The sequence below is a fragment of the Ralstonia sp. Ralssp110 genome, from assembly GCF_047325135.1.
GTDB lineage: Bacteria > Pseudomonadota > Gammaproteobacteria > Burkholderiales > Burkholderiaceae > Ralstonia > Ralstonia mojiangensis.
Genome location: NZ_CP168610.1, coordinates 1,065,158 through 1,085,630, shown reverse-complemented (window position 1 = coordinate 1,085,630; position 20,473 = coordinate 1,065,158). Strand labels below are relative to the sequence as shown.

Below are 20,473 nucleotides of genomic sequence, written 5' to 3'. Positions count from 1 at the left end.
GGTGCGCCCCTTGGATGCTGCGACTGTGGAGGGGATTCAGGCGCCTGCCAGAGCGGCCTTTACGCGTGCCGAGACTTGCGTCATGTCGGCGCGGCCGGCCAGGGCCGGCTTGAGGATGCCCATCACCTTGCCCATGTCTTGCGGGCCAGCGGCACCCGCCTTGGCCACGGCGTCACGCACCGCGGCGTCGACTTCGGCTTCCGACAGTTGTGCGGGCATATAGACCTGTAGCACGGCCACCTCTGCCGCTTCCTTGGCGACGAGATCGTCACGGCCCGCTTGCTCGAATGCGGTGATGGAATCCTTGCGCTGCTTGAGCATCTTGTCGATCACGGCCAGCACGGCGGCGTCATCCAGTTCAATGCGCTCATCCACCTCGCGCTGCTTGATGGCAGCCTGCAACAGGCGGATCGTGCCCAGACGATCTGTTTCCTTGGCACGCATGGCGGCCTTCATGTCTTCCGTGATCTGTGCCTTGAGGGACAACTGCGACATTCCGAACTCCGATAAACGGCAAAACCCGCTTGGACGGTGGGCCCAGCGGGTTGCAAACTTTGAAAAATGGATCACTGATCGTAGCACAGAACCCAAACAGTTCCAGGACCGATCCGTGGGGGATCAGCGGGCGGAGGCAGCCTCGCCTGCCGCCACGGCAGACACCCACGCCCACTGGAAGTTGTAGCCGCCAAGCCAGCCCGTCACGTCTACCACCTCGCCGATGAAGTACAGGCCCGGCGCAGATTGCGCCTCCATGGTGGCCGATGACAGCGCGCGCGTGTCGACCCCGCCGCGCGTCACTTCAGCCTTGCGATAGCCCTCACTGCCGGAAGGCGTCAGCTCCCAGCGGTTGAGCGCGCCGCCCAGCACGCGCAGCACCTTGTCCGGCAACTCGGCAATCGGCGCCTGCGGGTTGGCATCGTGCGTGGCGCACCACGCCTGCGCGACGCGTTCCGGCAAGCGCTGCGCCAGCACCGTCCCGAGCTGTTTGCGTGATCCCGACTTCTCATCGCACAGCCACTGCGCGGCGTCAGCGTCCGGCAGCAGATCGATGACAAGCGGCTGACCTGCATTCCAGAAGCTAGAGATCTGCAGCACGGCTGGGCCGGACAACCCGCGATGGGTCAGCAGCAAGTCTTCGCGGAACGTCGTCGCGCTCCCCTTGCGACCACCTTTGCCCGAGGGCTGCGCAACGGTCACGTCCACTTCCATCGACACGCCGGACAGCGCCGAGAACGGCGCCCAATGCTCGGCATGGAAGGTGAGCGGCACCAGTGCCGGATGTGTCTCAACGATCTTCAACCCGAACTGCCGCGCAATGCGATACCCGAAATCCGTCGCGCCGATCTTGGGGATGGACAGGCCACCCGTGGCGATCACCACCTTATTGGCCGCGATTTCGCCCGCGCTGGTCGACAGGCGATAGGCCTCGCCGTCCTTGCCAACTTCAGCGATCGAGCAGCCGGTTCGCCAGATCACGTTGCCGCGCTCGCATTCCGTTTCGAGCATGCGGATGATGTCTTCGGCGCTGTCGTCGCAGAAAAGCTGGCCCTTGTGCTTCTCGTGATACGGAATGCGGTAGCTGGAAACGAGGCTGATGAAATCCTGGGCCGTGTACCGCGCCAGCGCCGAGCGGCTGAAATGCGGGTTGTTCGACAGGTAGTTGGCTGGCCCTGCGTTGACGTTGGTGAAGTTGCAGCGCCCACCGCCGGAGATCCGAATCTTCTCCGCCAGCTTCGTCGCGTGATCGATCAGCACAACGCGGGCGCCGCGCTGCCCGGCCACAGCCGCGCACATCATGCCGGCCGCGCCTGCGCCGATCACCGCTACATCGCACCGCATCATGATGGCTGCGCCGCCCTATTCTTGAAGAAACCGCGCATTTTAACTTGTGCTATCTTCGGCGGCCTTTCCATTGCAATTCCTCACTCCCGCTTGCCATGCTGGTCCTCGGCATCGAATCCTCCTGTGACGAAACCGGCGTCGCCCTATACGACACGGCAGTTGGCCTGCGCGCCCATGCGCTGTATTCGCAGATCGCCATGCACCGCGAATACGGCGGTGTGGTGCCCGAGCTGGCCTCGCGCGATCACATCCGTCGCGTGATTCCGCTGCTGGAAGAGGTGCTCGGCAAGGCCGGCGCCACACGCGCGGCCATCGACGCCGTTGCCTATACAAAAGGGCCAGGACTTGCCGGCGCGCTGCTGGTGGGCGCTTCCGTGGCGAATGCGCTGGCGTTTGCGCTCGGCAAACCGCTGGTAGGCGTGCATCACCTGGAGGGGCATCTGCTTTCGCCCCTGCTGGAGGCAGAGCGGCCCGAGTTTCCGTTCCTGGCGCTGCTCGTCTCGGGCGGGCATACGCAGTTGATGCGCGTCGATGCCGTCGGCCAGTACACGCTGCTCGGCGAGACACTCGACGATGCCGCCGGCGAAGCCTTCGACAAGACCGCCAAGCTGCTCGGCCTCGGCTACCCGGGCGGCCCTGCCGTTTCGCGGCTGGCCGAGTTCGGTAACCCGGGCGTGTTCGATCTGCCCCGCCCGATGCTGCATTCCGGCAATTTCGATTTCTCATTCGCCGGCCTCAAGACCGCGGTGCTGACCCAGGTGCGCAAGCTCAACCTTACCGATAGCGAAACCTGTTACCAGCCACGCGCGGATCTTGCCCGTGCGTTTGTCGACGCCATCGTCGAAGTGCTCGTCAAGAAAACGCTGCGCGCCGCACGCGAGCATGGCCTCAAGCGCATCGTCGTGGCCGGTGGCGTGGGCGCCAATCGCCAATTGCGCGAAGGGCTGAACACCGAGGGCAAAAAACGTGGCCTGCGCGTTTATTACCCCGACCTGCAGTTCTGCACCGACAACGGCGCGATGATCGCCTTTGCCGGCGCGATGCGGCTGCAGGCTGACCCCGCCCAAGTGCAGGACGGCTACGGCTACGGTGTCACGCCCCGCTGGGACCTCGAAGACATCCGCATCCACCAGGCATGAAAAAAGCCGCTCAACCGGGCGGCTTTTTCTTGGGGCGGCGCGTCGATTACTTATCGGTGCGCTTGTCGCGCTCGATCAGAGCATAGGCGCTGTGGTTGTGAATCGACTCGAAGTTTTCCGCTTCCAGCGTGTAGGCGACGATGCGGTCGTCCTGGTTCAGGCGCATGGCGATATCGCGCACCAGGTCTTCCACGAACTTCGGGTTTTCGTACGCACGCTCGGTCACGAACTTCTCGTCCGGGCGCTTGAGCAGGCCCCACAGTTCGCACGAGGCCTCTTCTTCGGCCATGCGGATCAGCGATTCAACCGGCGTATCGGCTGCCAGCTCGGCATCGATCGTGATGTGCGAGCGCTGATTGTGCGCGCCGTACTGCGAGATCTTCTTCGAGCACGGGCACAGGCTCGTCACGGGCACCAGCGCCTTGACGCGGACCTTGGTGTGGCCATCGCGCACTTCGCCGATCATCGTCACCTCATAGTCCATCAGCGATTGCACGCCCGACACCGGAGCGGTCTTGCTGACGAAATACGGGAAGTGGACTTCGATACGGCCGGCGTCGGCTTCGAGCTTCTCCAGCATCTTTTCCAGCAGCAACTGGAACTGCGCCAGATTCAACGGCTCGCGCTCCTCTTCGAGCAGCGCGACGAAGCGCGACATGTGCGTGCCCTTCTGGTCGGCCGGAAGATGCACATCGAGGTTGTACGTGCCAACGGTGTTCTGCACGCCCGAGGGGGTCTGCAGCGACATCGGGTAACGCACGCCGCGCACGCCAACGCGCTGAATAGGAATCTGACGGGTATCGTGGCTGGACTGCACGTCCGGCATCGCGAAAGCCGGGTTCATATCGTTCATGATCGGTTTCCTTTACGGTCGCCCGGCCATCGCAGTCGGCCGGTACGCAACGAGTGTGAAACCGCGGAACCTGGCTGACGGTGACCACCCCTCAAGTGATCGAATCGGCCCATCCCGCGACTGCGCACACAATTCACAAATAAGACTGGCGGAGTGTAAAAGAAATTTCCTACCTCTGCAGTCAACTACTCATACCCGCGGATGCAATACGGGTGATTGATTCTGCCTATGGCCCGAAGCCACAGGTGACTCAGGCGACGCGCGGGGCTGCAGCGCGCGGCTGTACGGCAAACCGCTCGCGGATGGAGGCGAGGATGCCGTTGGCATCGAGCCCGCATTGCGCCAGCAGCGCAGCGTGATCGCCGTGATCGACAAAGCGGTCGGGCAGACCGAGCTGCAGCACCGGCGTTGCGACACCAGCGGCAGCCAGAGCTTCCAAACAAGCGCTGCCGGCACCGCCCATCACGCAGCCTTCCTCGACCGTGACCACGTAATCGTGCGTGCGAGCCATTTCCAGCACGCAGGCCACGTCGAGCGGCTTGACGAAGCGCATGTTGACGACGGTCGCGTCCAAACGCTCAGCCGCTGCCGAAGCCGGGGCAACCATCGAACCAAACGCCAGAATCGCGACGCGCTGACCTGCTGGCGCTGTGGACGCGCGACGCACTTCGGCCTTACCCACCGGCAGCGGCTCCAGCGTCGGCTGCACCGCGACGCCCGTGCCGGCTCCACGTGGATAGCGCACCGCTGTCGGGCAATCCTGCGCGAACGCGGTACTCAGCAGCTGGCGGCATTCGTTCTCGTCGGCCGGCGTCATCACCATCATGTTGGGGATGCAGCGCAGGTAGGCAATGTCGTAGGCACCGGCGTGCGTGGCGCCGTCCGCACCGACCAGACCCGCACGGTCCAGCGCGAACACCACCGGCAGGTTCTGCAGCGCCACGTCATGAATCAGCTGGTCATAGCCGCGCTGCAGGAACGTCGAATAGATGGCGACAACCGGCTTCAGCCCCTCGCATGCCAAGCCGCCGGCAAAGGTGACGGCGTGCTGCTCGGCGATGCCGACGTCGTAATAACGATCGGGAAAGCGCTGTTCGAACTCCACCATCCCCGAGCCTTCGCGCATGGCGGGCGTGATACCCACCAGCCGCTTGTCGGCCGCCGCCATATCGCACAGCCATTGGCCGAACACCTGCGTGTACGTGACCTTTGCTGGGCGCCCAGAAGGTTTGATGCCCTCTTGCGGATTGAACTTGCCCGGGCCGTGATAAAGGATCGGATCAGCCTCGGCCAGCTTGTAACCCTGGCCCTTCTTGGTGACGACGTGGAGGAACTGCGGGCCACCGCCTTCGCGCGCGCGCTGGCGGATGTTCAGCAGCGTCGGCACGAGCGATTCGAGATCATGTCCGTCGATCGGGCCGATATAGTTGAAGCCGAACTCTTCGAACATCGTGGCCGGCACGAACATGCCTTTGGTGTGTTCTTCGAAGCGCTTGGCAAACTCGAGCACCGGCGGCGCCACCGACAGCAGCTTCTCAACGCCTTTCTTGGTGGCTGCGTAGAACTGCCCGCTCATCAGCCGCGCAAGGTAGCGGTTCAGCGCCCCCACCGGCGGCGAGATCGACATGTCGTTGTCGTTCAGCACGACAACCAGCGGCAGGTCTTTATAGACGCCCGCATTGTTCATTGCCTCGAAGGCCATGCCGGCGCTCATCGCGCCGTCGCCGATCACGGCAATGGCGACGCGGTCTTCACCGTTGGTCTTGGCGCCCAGGGCCATCCCCAGGGCAGCCGAAATCGACGTGGACGAGTGCGCGGTGCCAAAGGTGTCATACGGGCTCTCGCTGCGGCGCGGGAAGCCGGAGATCCCGTCCAACTGGCGCAGCGAACCCATCTGGTCGCGGCGCCCGGTCAGGATCTTGTGCGGATAGCTTTGGTGGCCGACGTCCCACACGATGCGGTCTTCCGGCGTGTTGAAGACGTAATGCAGCGCGATGGTCAGTTCGACCGTACCCAGGTTCGACGACAGGTGGCCACCCGTCTGAGAGACGGAATCGAGCACAAAAGCGCGCAGCTCGTTGGCCAGCGGCCCGAGTTGGCGGCGGTCCAGTCGGCGCAGGTCGGCCGGATCGTCGATGGTGTTCAGAAGTTCGTACGTCATGTGGGACCGCCGCTCAGGCGTTTTGGCAAAGACTTCTACCGTCTATGCAATGTTGTTCAGTGGCCACGCCGCACGATCAGGTCGGCCATCTCGGCCAATCGCACGGTACGGGCCTTGCCCAGTTCGCGGGCCAGTTCTGCGACTGCCGCTCCCGCCGCAGCATGCAGCTCGTCGGCCAGCGCCCGGGCCTTGTCCAACCCAAGGATGGAGACGTAAGTCGGCTTGTCGTTGGCCTCGTCCTTGCCGGCGGTTTTGCCCAGCGTTGCAGTATCGGCCGTCACGTCGAGGATGTCGTCGACCACCTGGAACGCGAGGCCGACAGCACCCGCATACGCGTCAACATGCTCCAAGGCAGCGGCATTCACGCCAGCACACTGCGCGCCCATCCGCAGGCTCGCCCGCAGCAAGGCCCCGGTCTTCATGCGGTGCATCGCTTCCAGCTCGTCCTGCGACAGCGCAATGCCGACGCTTTGCAGATCGATGGCTTGACCACCCGCCATCCCGAGCGAACCGGAGGCACGCGCCAATTCACCGACCAGGACGGCCCGCGTTGCGGGGCTTACCGCGCCCAACTCAGCCAGCACGATGAACGCCTGCGTCTGCAAGGCGTCACCTACCAGCAGTGCCGTCGCTTCATCATAGGCGCGATGCACGGTGGGGCGGCCGCGGCGCAAGTCGTCGTCGTCCATGCACGGCATGTCGTCATGGACCAGTGAATAGGCGTGGATCATCTCCACCGCGCAGCTCACGCCGTCGAGCGCCTCACCCGAGGCGTCACCCAGCGCACCGGCGGCGTGCGCCAGCAATGGGCGCACACGCTTGCCCGCACCCAGCGTGGCATAGCGCATCGCGGCATGCAGACGTTGTGGCAAGACGGTATCGGCAGGCAGCGCGCGCTCGAGCGCGCTTTCCGTCCGCGTGACGACGGACGCCATCCACTGGGCGAAATCACTCATGCGTCGCCCTGCTCGTTCGCGTTGGAGTCGTCGCCCAGCGGTTTCAGAGCATCGCCGTCCAGCACGCGCACTTGCTGCTCGACGCGTTCCAGCACTTGCTGGCAGTACTTGACCAACTCAGCCCCGCGTCGATACGCCGCAAGCGAGGCCTCCAGCGGCAATTCACCTGATTCCATGCTGGCGACGAGGGTTTCGAGTTCCGCCATGGCCGCTTCATAGGAAGCCGGCGTGGCAGAGGGAGTGGCGGACGCGCTGCTGGAGGCGTCGTTTGAGGCACGGGGCATGCCGGTTGCGGTCAGAAAAGGACAATCTGGCATTTTACGGCAATTCCGCGTGCGTTCTGCGCACATCCCGCAAGCTGTCGGGTAGCGGTGCGCGGCCGCCGGGCCGGGCATCATCCGCTCGGAGGCCCCATGGAAGGCGGCGGAAAGGGTTCGAAAATCAGGGACTTATCAATTCCCCTGGGGTACAATCCCCCCCTTTCCTCCAAAGGCCGGGCCGGCTTACGCCGCTCCGCACGATGGTTTGGGTCTGTTGGCCCATTGAACGTATGGTCGTTGGCCCAAGCGGGGGCCAGCAAGCGCTCGTTTCCTACCTCAACAGACCCTAGGCCACCTGCCGATGGCGTCCTTTCCCAAATCGATCTTGTCGATGGTTGGGTTGTTCACTGCTTTCACCGTTATTGGGAGTGGGGATAATGTCCAATCTCAGCGCCGCACTGAATCTAGTGCCGTCTGAAACCCAGTTGCCCGTCTCTGCTTACTTCGACGAGGCGCTGTATCAAACTGAAATCGAACGTCTGTTCAAACATGGTCCCGGTTACGTCGGCCATGAGCTGATGGTCGCGGAAGTTGGCGACTATCACACGCTTGCTGCCGAGGCCGAAGGCCGCGTGCTGGTGCGCAATCCGAACGGCGTCGAACTGCTCTCCAATGTGTGCCGACACCGGCAGGCAATCATGCTCAATGGGCGCGGCAATGCCCAGAACATCGTCTGCCCGCTGCATCGCTGGACATACGACCTGCAGGGCGACCTGCTGGGCGCACCGCACTTCGAAAAGCAGCCATGCGTGCATCTGTCGCGCTCGCCGCTGCAGAACTGGAATGGTCTGCTGTTCGAGGGCAAGCGCGACGTGCGCGAAGACCTCGCCCGCCTAGGCGTGGCGCGCGATCTCGATTTCTCCGGCTACATGCTCGACCACGTCGAGGTGCACGACTGCAACTACAACTGGAAGACGTTCATCGAGGTGTACCTCGAGGACTACCACGTCGTGCCCTTCCACCCAGGCCTGGGCCAATTCGTCTCGTGCGACGACCTGGAATGGGAGTTTGGTGAGTGGCACAGCGTGCAGACGGTCGGCATTCACGCCAATTTGCGCAAACCCGGCACGCCGGCTTACCAGAAGTGGCATGACGCCGTGCTCCGCTTCAACAACGGCGAGATGCCGAAGTACGGCGCAGTGTGGCTCACGTACTACCCGAACGTAATGGTCGAGTGGTATCCGAACGTGCTGGTAGTCTCGACACTGCATCCGCTCAGCCCGACCAAGACGCGCAACGTGGTCGAGTTCTACTATCCGGAAGAAATCGTGCTATTTGAGCGCGAATTCGTTGAAGCCGAGCGCGCTGCCTACATGGAAACGTGCATCGAGGACGACGAGATTGCCGAGCGCATGGATGCCGGGCGCCTGGCCCTGCTCAAGCGCGGCACGAGCGAAGTCGGGCCGTACCAGTCGCCCATGGAAGACGGCATGCAGCATTTCCACGAGTGGTATCGGCGCGTGATGGACTACTAGGCGACGACTGAAGGTAGGCATCCGCCGCCTTCCGCGTCACAATAGGAACGGTGCAGCCCTCACAGGCCGCACCGTTTTTTTTGCCCTCGCCCCTCCCTCTCCATGCCTGCCGATACTGCAACCGCTGCTCAGACTGCCGCCCAGACGGCCGACAGCTCTTCCCGCCAATCGCTGTGGATGATCCTCGCTGCCTTTGCCTTCTCGGCGATGGGCGTCTGCGTAAAACTGGCCTCGGCGCATTACAGCACCGGCGAGATCGTGTTCTACCGCAGCGTGATCGGCATGACGCTGATGGGCGCCATCCTGGCCAAGACCGGCGCGGGCATCCGCACGCCCTACCTCATGGCGCACATCAAGCGCAGCGTGTTCGGGGTGACGTCTCTCCTGCTGTGGTTCACGTCGATCAGCCTGCTGCCGCTGGCGACCGCCATGACGCTGAACTACATGTCACCGGTGTGGATTGCGCTGATCATCGGCGCGGGTGCTGCAATGGCCGGCAAGGCAGCGGGTGCCGACAAGAAGATGGTGGCGGCGATCCTGATGTCGTTTGTCGGCGTGCTGTGCCTGCTGCAGCCCAGCGTGGGTAGCGGGCCATCTCAGCTGGCTGGAGGCATGGTCGGGCTGGTCTCCGGCGTGTTCACCGCCCTCGCCTATGTGGAGGTCCGCCAACTGGGCGACCTGGGCGAGAACGAGGCACGTATCGTGTTCTATTTTTCTTTGGTGAGCGCAATTGCCGGCGGCGTCTGGATGCTGATCGGCGGCGCGCAGCCGCATACGTGGCACAGCGCTGGCCTGTTGCTGGCGGTCGGGCTTCTGGCCACGCTGGGCCAGACCGCCATGACGCGCGCCTACAAGCGGGGTAACACGCTACTGACTGCTAACCTGCAATACACCGGCATCGTCTTTGCGAGCGGGTGGGGTATGTTGCTGTGGAATGACCACCTGAACGCGCTGTCGTGGGCGGGCATGGCGCTCATTATCGGCAGCGGCATCGTGACTACCGTCATGCGCGCCCGTCAGTCGGGCACCGAGCATCCGACGCCGCAGACAGCCGTGTCCGGCCCGGAAGCCGAGATTCACCCAGAAGTTTGATCGACCCTGGAGATTGCCGCCATGAGCGAACACGCTCACTACGCCACCCTCATCACCGCACCGCAACTGGCCGCATTGCAGCAGAGCGCGCCCGATGCGGTGGTCGTCATTGACTGCAGTTTTGACCTTGCCAACCCTGCCGCTGGGCGCGATGCGTATCACGCCAGCCATGTGCCCGGCGCGTTCTACATGCATCTCGACAACGAGCTATCGGGCCCGAAAACCGGCACGAACGGCCGCCACCCGCTGCCCGATGCAGAGGCCTTGATCGCACGCCTGCAGGCACTGGGCGTCAACGACGACACGCAAGTCGTCGCGTATGACCGGCAGGGCAGCATGTATGCCGCGCGCCTGTGGTGGCTGCTGCGCTGGGTCGGCCATGCCGATGCGGCCGTGCTCGATGGCGGCCTGCAGGCGTGGGAAGCCGCGCACTTCCCCGTCGAACAGGTCGTGCCCGAAGAACCGCAGCTCAACGCCACGCCCGGCAACATCACGCGCAAGCCTTCGCTTGTGCAGATGGTGACTGCGGATATCGTGCAGAAATACCTGGGCCACGCCGACAAGCCCGTCGTCGATGCCCGCGCCCCCGACCGCTACCGTGGCGAGAACGAAACGCTCGATCCCGTTGGCGGCCACATCCCAGGCGCGCGCAACCGGTTCTTCCGCGACAACCTGCAGGCTGACGGCACTTTCAAGCCTGCGAAACAGTTGCGCGCCGAGTTTGATGGCGTGCTGGCCGGTGCCCGACCGCAAGACGCGACGCTGCAATGTGGCTCTGGCGTAACCGCCTGCCACAACGCATTGGCCATGGAGATCGCCGGCCTGACGGGCGCCGCGCTCTACGCCGGCTCATGGAGCGAGTGGTGCAGCGACCCATCGCGCCCCGTGGCGACGGGGCCGAATCCGTAATCCGCGAATCTGACGCACAGCAAAAAGCCCGGCATCGACCGGGCTTTTTTCTTGAAGCGGATGCGGCGCCTCAGTGGGCGTGACCGTGCAAACCTTCGGTCAGCAAAAAGATCATCGCGATGCCCGCTGCAATCAACGCGACCTGCACCGCCGATTCCTGCCAGCGCGGCCGGCGCTTCATCTGCGGCATCAGATCGCACACGGCGATGTAGATGAAGCTGCTCGACGCCACCACCAGCACGTACGGAATCCACGACGTCAGGCGGTCCAGCAGGTAATAGCCGAGCACCGCGCCCACCAGCGCACAAACACTGCAGAGCAGGTTGTAGACAAAGGCTCGGGTCTTGGAGAACCCGGCGTTGAGCAGCACCATAAAGTCGCCAATCTCTTGCGGAATCTCGTGAGCGGCAATCGCCAGCGCAGTGACGATGCCTACCTTGGTGTCCGCCAGGAACGCCGCGGCAATGACGATGCCGTCCGAGAAGTTATGCAGGCCGTCACCCACAAGGATCATCAGGCCGCTACGGCCCGCTTCCTGTCGGTCATGGCCGTGGTGATGGCCATGACCGTCGCCCTCGTGGTGGTGCGAATGGCGGATCAGCGAGATCTTTTCCAGCAGGAAGAAACCCAGCAACCCGGCCAGCAACGTGGCGAACAGCGCATGCGTATTGGGCTCGATGCCGCGATGCGCTTCGAACGCCTCCGGCAATGAATGCAGCAGTGACGTGGCCAGCAGCACGCCCACAGAGAAACTGACCATCCGATCGACCATGCGCGACAGCACCGTCAATGACAGCACGGCGGCGCCTGCCATGCTGCCGATGCCGGACAGCGCGGTGGCGAGAAGGATGCCTAACAAGGTGGTATCGAAGGTCATGCGGAGGTGACGCAGCGGAGGCCGACAAACGCAACAGAGTTGCAAGAAGGGCGAATTGTATGCCGCTTTATCAACCTTTGCCAGTGCAGGCAAAAAGAAAAGGCCCGAGGTCATGACTGGGGCCTTTTGTGTTCCACGCGTTGAGGCGCTACACCACGCCGTGGTCTTTCAACCAGGCGAGGCACTTCTTCCAGCCGTCTTCCGCGTCAGCCTTCACATAGCTCGGGCGGTAATCGGCGTGAAACGCGTGGCCGGAATTCGGGTACACGATGATGCGCGATGCGTGCGCCTTGGGGTTCTTGGATTTCTCCAACGCGGTTTTCATCGTGTCGCGCACGTCCTCCGTAATCACGGTGTCCTTCGCGCCGTAGAGGCCCAGCACGGGCGCCTTCAGTTCTTCAACCTTGTCGATTGGCGAAACCGGTTGCAAGAGATTCGGACTGCCTTTCAGTGGCCCGTACCACGCCACTGCAGCCTTGATGCTGGGATTGCGCTCCGCAGCCAGCCAGACCTGACGCCCGCCCCAGCAGAAACCGGTGATGCCAATGCGCGCCGCATCTCCACCGTTCTCCTTGGCCCACGCGATCGTGGCGTCGATATCGCCCGCCACCTGGGAATCCGGCACCTTGGAGACCACGTTGGCGACGGTTTCCTGAACCGTGCCGTAAGCACGCGGATCGCCCTGGCGCACAAACAACTCAGGCGCGATCGCCAGATACCCGAGCTTGGCAAAGCGCCGGCAGATATCGGCAATGTATTCGTGTACGCCAAAGATCTCGCTGACGACGATCACCACCGGCAGCTTCGTCTTGCCCTCCGGCTGGGCGCGATAGGCCGGCATCTTAAAATCGCCCACGGGCACCGTTACCTCGCCAGCCGTCAGCCCATTGAAATCGGTATGGATGGTCTGCGCCGACACCGGTAGCACCGCCGCCGCAAAGGCCGAGCCCAGTGCCGTCTTCATGAAGCCGCGACGGTCAAAGCTGCGGCCGGGTACCAGGCTCTCCACTTCTGCATCAAGCTGCATCGCACTCTCCTCGCGCCCACGGGCGGTTACGGTGAACGAAGCGGCTAGTCTACCGAAGCGGATGCATTGCTGCCGAGCCAGGCGTCCGGCGCAAGTACGAGGAACCGCCTAGTGCAGCTTGACTCGCGGATTCGTCTTGCTGCGCAACCAGTGCATGACCGTATCCACCGACATGCGCACCCAACCGTGCAACGCCAGCACGTGCATGCGATACAGCGACGTGTACATCAGCCGTGCCATCAGGCCTTCGATGAACATCGATCCGCCGATCAGCCCGCCCATCAGGCTGCCGACCGCGCTGAAATGGCCGAGCGACACCAGCGAACCGAGATCCTTGAACGCAAACGGCTGGACCGGCTTGCCATCCATGCGCTTGCGCAACGCATCGAACAGATACGTGGCTTGCTGATGCGCGGCCTGGGCACGCGGCGGCACGCTGGACGACGCCTCCGGCCAGGGGCAGCTCGCGCAATCGCCAAAGGCGTAGATCGAATCGTCGCCTTCCACCTGCAGCGTGCGCGAGACGACAATCTGACCCAGCTTGTTCACCGGCAGCCCCAACTCGCCCAGCACCGACGGTGCACGGATGCCTGCAGCCCACACGGTCAGATCCGCCGGAATGGACTTGCCGCTGGCCGTGTTGACGGCGCTGGCGGTGACTTCCGTCACACGTTCGCTGGTGATGACGTCGACGTCGAGCTTGTGCAGCAGCTCGGTGGTCGCAGCCGAAATGCGCTCCTTGAGCACCGGCAAAATGCGCGGGCCGCCCTCGATCAAATGGATACGGATGTCGTGGCGCGGGTCCAACTTGTGCAGCCCATAAGCGGCCAACACGTGGGCGGTATTGCGCAACTCTGCTGAGAGCTCCACGCCCGTGGCACCCGCACCAACGATGGCGATATCCACCTGCGGACGCGCATCGCCCATACCGTTCTGTGCGCGCATGCACGCTGCGATGAGCTTGCGGCGGAAGCGCTCGGCCTGCCATGCAGTGTCGAGGGCGATGGCGTGCTCGGCCGTGCCCGGCACGCCGAAGAAATGCGTCACGCTTCCAATTGACAGCACCAGCGTGTCGTACGCAATGGCGCGCTCGGGCAGCACCTCGGTGCCGTCGGCGTCAACGCATCCGGACACAACGATGGATTTGGCGACGCGATCGAGGCCCTTCAGCTCGCCCTGCTGGAATTCGAAGCCGTGCCAGCGCGCCTGTGCAGCGTATTCGAGCTGATGGGTGTTCGGATCCATGCTGCCGGCGGCGACTTCATGCAGCAGCGGTTTCCAGATGTGTGTGGGGTTACGGTCGACCAGAATGACCTGCGCTGCGCCGCGCTTGCCGAGCTTGTCGCCCAGCCGCGTTGCAAGTTCCAACCCGCCGGCGCCCCCGCCGACCACCACAATGCGCGGCCCGTTCGCCCCGCCTGCGCCATCCGTCTGCCCTGCCATGTGCCTCTCCTGGAGCCGTTGAATCTTTTCGATCACGTGATCTGTCAGGTGCAGTCTGCTGCAACGCAAAATTCACCGCAACCCCGCACGCATGGATATGGCGAATCATGACAGCCGCATGCCAAGGCCGTCCGCAGGCTGCCTCGGCAGGCAACTGGGCGCCGCGCCTTGCTTTGCGGGGTGGCGCTCTGCGGCAAGCGATTGCGTTAGTGGGCTTCTTCCCAGTTGGCGCCTACACCAACTTCGGCCACCAGAGGCACGCGCAGCGTTGCGACGCTGCACATCAGCTCCGGCAGGCGCTCGCGCACCACGGCCAGTTCGTCCTGCGGAACTTCCAGCACCAGTTCATCGTGTACCTGCATGACCAGGCGCGAGCGCATCGCTTCGGCTTCGAGCCAGCCTTGCACAGCCAGCATCGACAGCTTGATCAGGTCAGCCGCCGTGCCTTGCATCGGCGCGTTAATGGCGGCGCGCTCGGCAGCCTGACGGCGCGGGCCGTTGCCGCCATTGATGTCGGGCAGCCACAGGCGACGGCCAAAGACGGTCTCCACATAGCCTTGCTCGCGCGCGCTCTGGCGGGTTTCGTCCATGTAGCTCGCGGCGCCGGGGTAGCGTGCGAAGTAGCGATCGATATAGAGCTTGGCGGCGTCACGCCCAATGCCCAGATTGCTGGCCAGCCCGAACGCGCTCATGCCGTAGATCAGACCAAAGTTGATGACCTTCGCCACGCGGCGCTGGTCGGGTGAGACCTCCAGCGGCGTCACGTTGAACACTTCGGCGGCTGTTGCGCGGTGCACGTCCTGGCCTTCACGGAATGCACGCATCAGCCCTTCGTCCTGCGACAGATGCGCCATGATGCGCAGTTCGATCTGCGAATAGTCGGCCGACACGATCACGCTGCCCGCCGGCGCGATGAACGCTTCGCGGATGCGCCGCCCTTCTTCCGTGCGCACCGGAATGTTCTGCAGGTTCGGATCGGTCGAGGCCAGACGTCCCGTCACTGCCGTCGCCTGACCGTAAGTGGTGTGGACCCGGCCAGTGCGCGGGTTGACCATCTTCGACAGCTTGTCGGTGTAGGTGGACTTAAGCTTGGCCAGGCCCCGGTAATCGAGCAGCAGCTTCGGCAGGGGGTAGTCTTCGGCCAGCTTCTGCAGCACTTCTTCGTCGGTCGACGGCGCGCCGCTCGCGGTCTTCTTGATGACCGGCAGCTTCATCTGGTTGAAGAAGATGTCACCGATCTGCTTGGGTGAGCCAAGATTGAACGGCTGCCCCGCAAGCTTGTGCGCCTCGGCTTCCAGATCGATCAGACGCAGGCCCAGCTCGTTGCTCTGCTTGGCTAGGCGGTCCGCATCGATCAGCACGCCGTTGCGTTCCATCTTCTGCAGCACGATGGACGTCGGCATTTCGATCTGCTCGTAGACGTAGCGCAGCTTGTCATCTTCGGCCACCTTCGGGAACAGCGTGCGATGCAGACGCAGCGTGATATCGGCGTCCTCCGCCGCGTATTCGGTCGCGCGATCGAGCGGCACCTCGTCAAAGCCGATCTGCGACGCACCCTTGCCGCACACGGCTTCGTAGGTGATCGTCTTCAAGTGCAGCACGCGCTCAGCCAGTGCGTCCATGCCGTGATTGCGGTGGGATTCGAGCACGTACGATTCGAGCATCGTGTCGTGCTCGATGCCGCGCAGCGCGATGCCGTGGTTGGCAAACACATGCGCGTCGTACTTCAGATGCTGGCCGACCTTCTTGCGCGATTCATCTTCAAGCCACAACTTCATGCGCGCGAGCACGGTGTCCCTTGAGAGCTGCGCCGCTGCATCAAACCCGGCCACATCGGGGCCCCGATGCGCCACCGGAATGTAGCAAGCCTCGCCCGGCTTGACCGACAGCGAAATGCCAACCAATTGCGCAAGCATCGGGTCGATGGACGTCGTCTCGGTATCGATGCAGACGAGGTCCACTTCATCCAGGCGCTGCATCCATGATTCGAGCTGCGCTTCGGTCGTCACCGTCTCATACTTGATCTCGTCGGGCGGCGCTTCCACGTCGAACAGGTTGGCCTGGGCTTGCAGTTGCGCAGCCTCGCCGGCGTAATTCTTCACTGGCGTCGCGGCCTTGCGCGCGGCGCCCACGCTGCGCGTGTCGGGCAACGCTTCCCCGGAAGCCTCGCGCAGCCATGTCTTGAAGCCGTAGCGCGAGAAGAAATCGACGAGCTTGGATTTGTCTTCGCCGCCGTCGATCAGCGCATCGAATGTCGGCACTTCTTTGCTGAGGTCGCAGTCGAGCTTCACGGTCAGCAGTTCGCGGCCCTTGGGTAGCCACTCAAGCGTGTTGCGCAGGTTGTCGCCCACCACGCCTTTGATCTCGCCTGCACGCGCGATGACGTTGTCGAGCGAGCCGAATTCGGTGAGCCATTTCACCGCGGTTTTCGGGCCGACCTTCGGCACCCCCGGCACGTTGTCCACGGTGTCGCCAATCAGCGAAAGATAGTCGACGATGCGTTCGGGCGGCACACCAAACTTGGCTTGCACGCCTGCCGGATCAAGCGTTTCATTGGTCATGGTGTTGACCAGCGTGACGTGGTCATTCACCAGTTGGGCGAGGTCCTTATCACCCGTTGAGACGATGGTCCGAACGCCTTCGCGAGCAGCCCGTTCAGCCAGGGTGCCGATCACATCGTCGGCCTCGACACCCTCGATCACCAGAATGGGCCAGCCCAATGCCCGCACGGCTTCGTGGATCGGTTCGATCTGCGCGCGCAGGTCGTCGGGCATGGGCGCGCGGTGCTCCTTATAGGCCGGATAGAGGTCGTCGCGAAAGGTCTTGCCTTTGGCGTCGAAAATGCAAGCGCTATACTTGGCCGGGTAGTCGTTGCGCAGTTTGCGCAGCATGTTCACGATGCCGTAGATGGCCCCCGTAGGAAACCCTTCTCCGTTTCGCAAGTCGGGCAGTGCGTGATAGGCACGGTACAGATAACTCGAGCCATCGACGAGCAACAGCGTTTCTTGACTTTCCGACATTCCCATGGACTCTAAAGTGACTGGAACGCCAAAAGGCGTTTCCGATAATGGCGCTTCTGCTGAAGACGGCGTGGCAAAGCAGGCTGCTAGTGCTTCCGCGACGGAGGTTTCGGCGGCTGAACTGACCGGAGTGAGCCCCTCGCGCCAGGCCACCACGGCCGACATGGACGTCAACGTGACGGTGGGCGTTGAACACGAGCCCAAAGCTGACGCGGCACACGGCCGTACCGATCGCAAGATGATCCCCAGCCTGCGGGCACTCGCCGACGAAGAACGCGCCACCGCAAAGAAAGCGCGCGCCTCCTGGCAGATGTTCACGATTATGGCAGAGTTCATCGAGGCGACGGAGTACCTTTCGGAGATCCGTCCGGCCGTCTCGATCTACGGCAGCGCGCGCCTGCGCGAGGATTCGCCGTACTACGAACGCACCATCGAAATCGCCCGGCTGTTCTCGGATGCGGGCTTCGCCGTCATCTCCGGCGGCGGCCCCGGCATCATGGAAGCGGCCAACAAGGGGGCGCACGCCGGCAAGTCGGCCAGCGTCGGCCTGAACATCGAACTGCCACACGAACAGCAAGGCAATCGATACCAGGACATATCGATGCGCTTCCGCCATTTCTTCACGCGTAAGGTCACCTTCGTGAAGAACTCGGATGCGTTCATCGTCATGCCCGGCGGTTTCGGCACGCTCGATGAACTGGCTGAAGTGCTCACGCTCGTCCAGACGGGCAAGTCGCGCAGTGTGCCGGTGGTCATGTTCGGCAGCCATTTCTGGAAGGGCCTGCTGGATTGGTTCCGCTTTACGCTGCTGCCGATGGGCCTGATTGCCGAGCACGACCTGGACATCATGCGCATCGTCGACGAACCCAAGGATGCGCTCGACGCCGTCTACGAGTTCTACGAAAAGCGCGAAGGCACCTCGCCGATTCCGCCCAAGGAAGAAATGTTCTATCTGTAATCTCGGGTGTGGCATTTGGCGCCACGCGAACGGACGATGGCGGGAGGCTGGACTGCTAGAATGTAGGGTCCCAGATCACCCGCCGGAGTCCATGATGGATTCGCTGCTTCACCCGTCCGCCCCCGTCCACTCCGGCTTTGCCAATGCCGCGCGCCTGATGCGCCACGCTGGGCTGCTGGCAGGCGCCGTTTTCTGCCTCGCCCTGCCCGCGCACGCCGAGGTGACCTCCGACAGCGCCGGACTGGACCTGCCCGACGTCAAGGCGATCAACAATCAGCCGATTTCCAAGCCGACCCGCGGCGCGATCCACAACGAGCGCGTCAAGCCGAGCTTCGACTACCGCGACAACGACGGTACGCAGGTCGAGGAATACCGGTTCCAGAAGGGCCAGGCGCCGGATATCCATGTCAAGTCCGGCATGGGCACGTCCTACAACCTGAGCAAGCCGGAAGACAGCTCGCCCCGTATCCGCGAGCGTGGCGATATCGACCGTGTTCCCTCGGTCAACGTCCTGAAGTTCTAAGCCTGTGCCGCAACCGCGGCGCCTGCAGACCGGCCCCTCGGTGGGCTGGCCCGCTTTCCCTCCACCCGTTTCCCGTTCCTGAAGCATGGCTGTTTTCACCCCGGTCTCCGACGCAGAGATCGCTCTCTGGCTGGATCAATACGATGTGGGCGCCGTGCGCGCATTTCGCGGCATCCCGTCTGGGATCGAAAACTCCAACTTCTTCCTGACCACGGAGAAGGATGGGCAGACGCACGAATACGTCGTCACCCTGTTCGAGCGCCTGACGCTCGAGCAACTGCCGTTCTACCTGTACCTGATGCAGCATCTGGCGCAACACGACATCAGCGTGCCGGCGCCAATTCCGGGACGCGACGGCGAGATTCTGCGCACGCTCAACGGCAAGCCGGCGACCATCGTGACGCGTCTGGCGGGTCGCTCAAACCTAGCGCCCACGGTGTCGGAATGTGGCATCGTCGGCGACATGCTCGCGCGCATGCATCTGGCGGGGCGCGACTATCCACGCCATCAACCAAACCTGCGCAGCCTGCCATGGTGGAACGAAGTCGTGCCAGACGTCGTGCCCTTCGTGTACGGCGACACGCGCGCGCTGCTGGAAAACGAACTCGCGCACCAGCAACGCTTCTTCGCCAGCGCCGACTACGCCGCGCTGCCCGAAGGCCCGTGCCATTGCGACCTCTTCCGCGACAACGTGCTGTTCGAGCCGGCCGCCGAAGGTCTGCCGGAACGCCTGGGCGGCTTCTTCGACTTTTACTTTGCCGGCGACGACAAATGGCTCTTCGACGTGGCCGTCACCGTGAACGACTGGTGCATCGACCTGGCCACGGGCGCGCTGGATGCCGAGCGGGCACGGGCCATGCTCCACGCCTATCACACCGTGCGTCCGTTCACAGACGCCGAATCGCGGCACTGGCAAGACATGCTGCGTGCAGCAGCCTATCGTTTCTGGGTCTCGCGCCTGTGGGATTTCTATCTGCCGCGCGACGCCGAACTGCTCAAGCCGCATGACCCCACCCACTTCGAGCGCGTGCTCCGTGAACGGGTTGGCGCGGGCGCCCTGACTCTGGATCTTCCCCAACCATGCAACTGATTGAAGTACCGGCCAAGCAAGGCTACGTCTGGCTGCGCCAGGGTGCGTGGCTGTTTCGCAAGAACCCGATTGGTTTCCTGCTGCTGCTGTTCATCTATCTGTTCGCGGTCAACCTGCTGATGCTGCTGGTGCCGCCGATTGGCGTGTTCGCCATCCTGCTGGTGAATCCGGCCATCTTCGTGGGCTTCATGTCGGCCTGCCGCGATACGGTAGCGGGCAAGCGCGTCGGCCCGGCATCGCTCATCGCGGGTTTTCGCGCCTACGGCAAGGACGCAATGCGCAGCCTGCTCAAGCTCGGCGGCATCTATGGCGCGCTGGTACTGGTGGTCAGCGGCGTGCTGATGACGATGGTGGACGTTGATACGCTCATGACCGTGGTCAGCGACAAGCCGCTCACGACTGAGGCCATCCGCGAGTTCTACCTTGCCATGGTGATGGGCTCAGTGCTGTACATCCCAGTGGCAGTGCTGTTCTGGTTTGCGCCGTTGCTGGTGGCATGGCACAGCGTCCCGGTGGGCAAGGCGCTGTTCTTCAGCTGGATGGTCGTGTGGCGCAACCGGGCGGCCTTCATCGTGTATGGCGTGCTGGTCGCAATCCTGCTGATCGCCGTGCCGCTTTTCATCGATGCGCTGTTCGCGTCGAGCGGCGCCAACAACATCGCCCCGATCATCGCCACGCCGTACCGGATTCTGGTGATGGCGGTGCTGTACTGCTCGTTCTACGCCACGTACCGCGGCTGCTTCAACGTGACGCAAGCCGCCGGCCAGACGACTGACACGACGGCCTGA

Annotated in this window: 18 protein-coding genes; 8 read left to right on the top strand and 10 right to left on the bottom strand. The window is 63.4% G+C overall.

Annotation, left to right across the window (positions count from 1 at the left end):
* Positions 1-36: 36 nt before the first annotated feature.
* Positions 37-486 (bottom strand): GatB/YqeY domain-containing protein, encoded by a 450-nt coding sequence (locus tag ACEN9T_RS13795; RefSeq protein ID WP_024542213.1) that lies wholly within the window; start codon positions 484-486, stop codon positions 37-39.
* Between the two features lie 132 nt (positions 487-618).
* Positions 619-1,842 carry an NAD(P)/FAD-dependent oxidoreductase gene (locus ACEN9T_RS13790; RefSeq protein WP_413707995.1) on the bottom strand — a complete coding sequence of 408 codons (1,224 nt, stop codon included), beginning with the start codon at positions 1,840-1,842 and terminating at the stop codon, positions 619-621.
* A 95-nt stretch (positions 1,843-1,937) separates the two neighbouring features.
* Between ACEN9T_RS13790 and tsaD the strand changes: the two genes are divergently transcribed.
* Positions 1,938-2,981 (top strand): tRNA (adenosine(37)-N6)-threonylcarbamoyltransferase complex transferase subunit TsaD, encoded by a 1,044-nt coding sequence (gene tsaD, locus ACEN9T_RS13785; RefSeq protein ID WP_413707994.1) that lies wholly within the window; start codon positions 1,938-1,940, stop codon positions 2,979-2,981.
* A gap of 46 nt (positions 2,982-3,027) precedes the next feature.
* Here tsaD and folE2 read toward each other — a convergent pair whose 3' ends face one another.
* From folE2 to ACEN9T_RS13765, 4 genes are all read right to left on the bottom strand, one after another.
* A complete protein-coding gene (gene folE2, locus ACEN9T_RS13780; protein ID WP_024975157.1) occupies positions 3,028-3,834 on the bottom strand; it encodes a GTP cyclohydrolase FolE2 in 807 nt (268 codons plus the stop codon).
* Positions 3,835-4,084: 250 nt separating this feature from the next.
* Positions 4,085-5,995, bottom strand: coding sequence for a 1-deoxy-D-xylulose-5-phosphate synthase (gene dxs / locus ACEN9T_RS13775; RefSeq protein WP_092969263.1), 1,911 nt, complete (start codon positions 5,993-5,995; stop codon positions 4,085-4,087).
* A 56-nt stretch (positions 5,996-6,051) separates the two neighbouring features.
* Positions 6,052-6,951 (bottom strand): polyprenyl synthetase family protein, encoded by a 900-nt coding sequence (locus ACEN9T_RS13770; RefSeq protein ID WP_413707993.1) that lies wholly within the window; start codon positions 6,949-6,951, stop codon positions 6,052-6,054.
* Positions 6,948-7,235 (bottom strand): exodeoxyribonuclease VII small subunit, encoded by a 288-nt coding sequence (locus tag ACEN9T_RS13765; RefSeq protein ID WP_027680903.1) that lies wholly within the window; start codon positions 7,233-7,235, stop codon positions 6,948-6,950. Before ACEN9T_RS13765 ends, ACEN9T_RS13770 begins: the two co-directional genes overlap by 4 nt.
* Positions 7,236-7,648: 413 nt before the next feature.
* On the opposite strand from ACEN9T_RS13765, the gene ACEN9T_RS13760 reads away from it, so the two are divergent.
* From ACEN9T_RS13760 to ACEN9T_RS13750, 3 genes are all read left to right on the top strand, one after another.
* On the top strand, positions 7,649-8,746 hold the full coding sequence (locus ACEN9T_RS13760; RefSeq protein WP_092969257.1) for an aromatic ring-hydroxylating oxygenase subunit alpha: 1,098 nt from the start codon (positions 7,649-7,651) through the stop codon (positions 8,744-8,746).
* Between the two features lie 102 nt (positions 8,747-8,848).
* Complete coding sequence (locus ACEN9T_RS13755) at positions 8,849-9,838, top strand: DMT family transporter (protein ID WP_092969254.1); 990 nt, start codon at positions 8,849-8,851, stop codon at positions 9,836-9,838.
* A gap of 21 nt (positions 9,839-9,859) precedes the next feature.
* A complete protein-coding gene (locus ACEN9T_RS13750) occupies positions 9,860-10,747 on the top strand; it encodes a sulfurtransferase (RefSeq protein WP_092969251.1) in 888 nt (295 codons plus the stop codon).
* A gap of 70 nt (positions 10,748-10,817) precedes the next feature.
* Here the strand turns inward: ACEN9T_RS13750 and ACEN9T_RS13745 are convergent, their stop codons facing one another.
* From ACEN9T_RS13745 to polA, 4 genes are all read right to left on the bottom strand, one after another.
* Positions 10,818-11,624: a ZIP family metal transporter gene (locus tag ACEN9T_RS13745; RefSeq protein ID WP_092969248.1), complete on the bottom strand. Its 807-nt coding sequence runs from the start codon at positions 11,622-11,624 to the stop codon at positions 10,818-10,820.
* A gap of 148 nt (positions 11,625-11,772) precedes the next feature.
* Positions 11,773-12,651: a dienelactone hydrolase family protein gene (locus ACEN9T_RS13740; protein ID WP_413707992.1), complete on the bottom strand. Its 879-nt coding sequence runs from the start codon at positions 12,649-12,651 to the stop codon at positions 11,773-11,775.
* Positions 12,652-12,759: 108 nt separating this feature from the next.
* On the bottom strand, positions 12,760-14,094 hold the full coding sequence (locus ACEN9T_RS13735) for an NAD(P)/FAD-dependent oxidoreductase (RefSeq protein WP_413707991.1): 1,335 nt from the start codon (positions 14,092-14,094) through the stop codon (positions 12,760-12,762).
* Between the two features lie 206 nt (positions 14,095-14,300).
* Positions 14,301-17,114, bottom strand: coding sequence for a DNA polymerase I (gene polA, locus ACEN9T_RS13730; RefSeq protein ID WP_413707990.1), 2,814 nt, complete (start codon positions 17,112-17,114; stop codon positions 14,301-14,303).
* A gap of 4 nt (positions 17,115-17,118) precedes the next feature.
* Between polA and ACEN9T_RS13725 the strand changes: the two genes are divergently transcribed.
* From ACEN9T_RS13725 to ACEN9T_RS13710, 4 genes are all read left to right on the top strand, one after another.
* Positions 17,119-18,072, top strand: coding sequence for a TIGR00730 family Rossman fold protein (locus tag ACEN9T_RS13725; RefSeq protein WP_092969240.1), 954 nt, complete (start codon positions 17,119-17,121; stop codon positions 18,070-18,072).
* A gap of 94 nt (positions 18,073-18,166) precedes the next feature.
* Complete coding sequence (locus ACEN9T_RS13720) at positions 18,167-18,595, top strand: hypothetical protein (RefSeq protein ID WP_252690998.1); 429 nt, start codon at positions 18,167-18,169, stop codon at positions 18,593-18,595.
* Positions 18,596-18,680: 85 nt separating this feature from the next.
* Positions 18,681-19,685, top strand: a complete 1,005-nt coding sequence (locus tag ACEN9T_RS13715; protein ID WP_413707989.1) for a homoserine kinase — start codon at positions 18,681-18,683, stop codon at positions 19,683-19,685.
* Complete coding sequence (locus tag ACEN9T_RS13710; RefSeq protein ID WP_413707988.1) at positions 19,676-20,473, top strand: BPSS1780 family membrane protein; 798 nt, start codon at positions 19,676-19,678, stop codon at positions 20,471-20,473. Before ACEN9T_RS13715 ends, ACEN9T_RS13710 begins: the two co-directional genes overlap by 10 nt.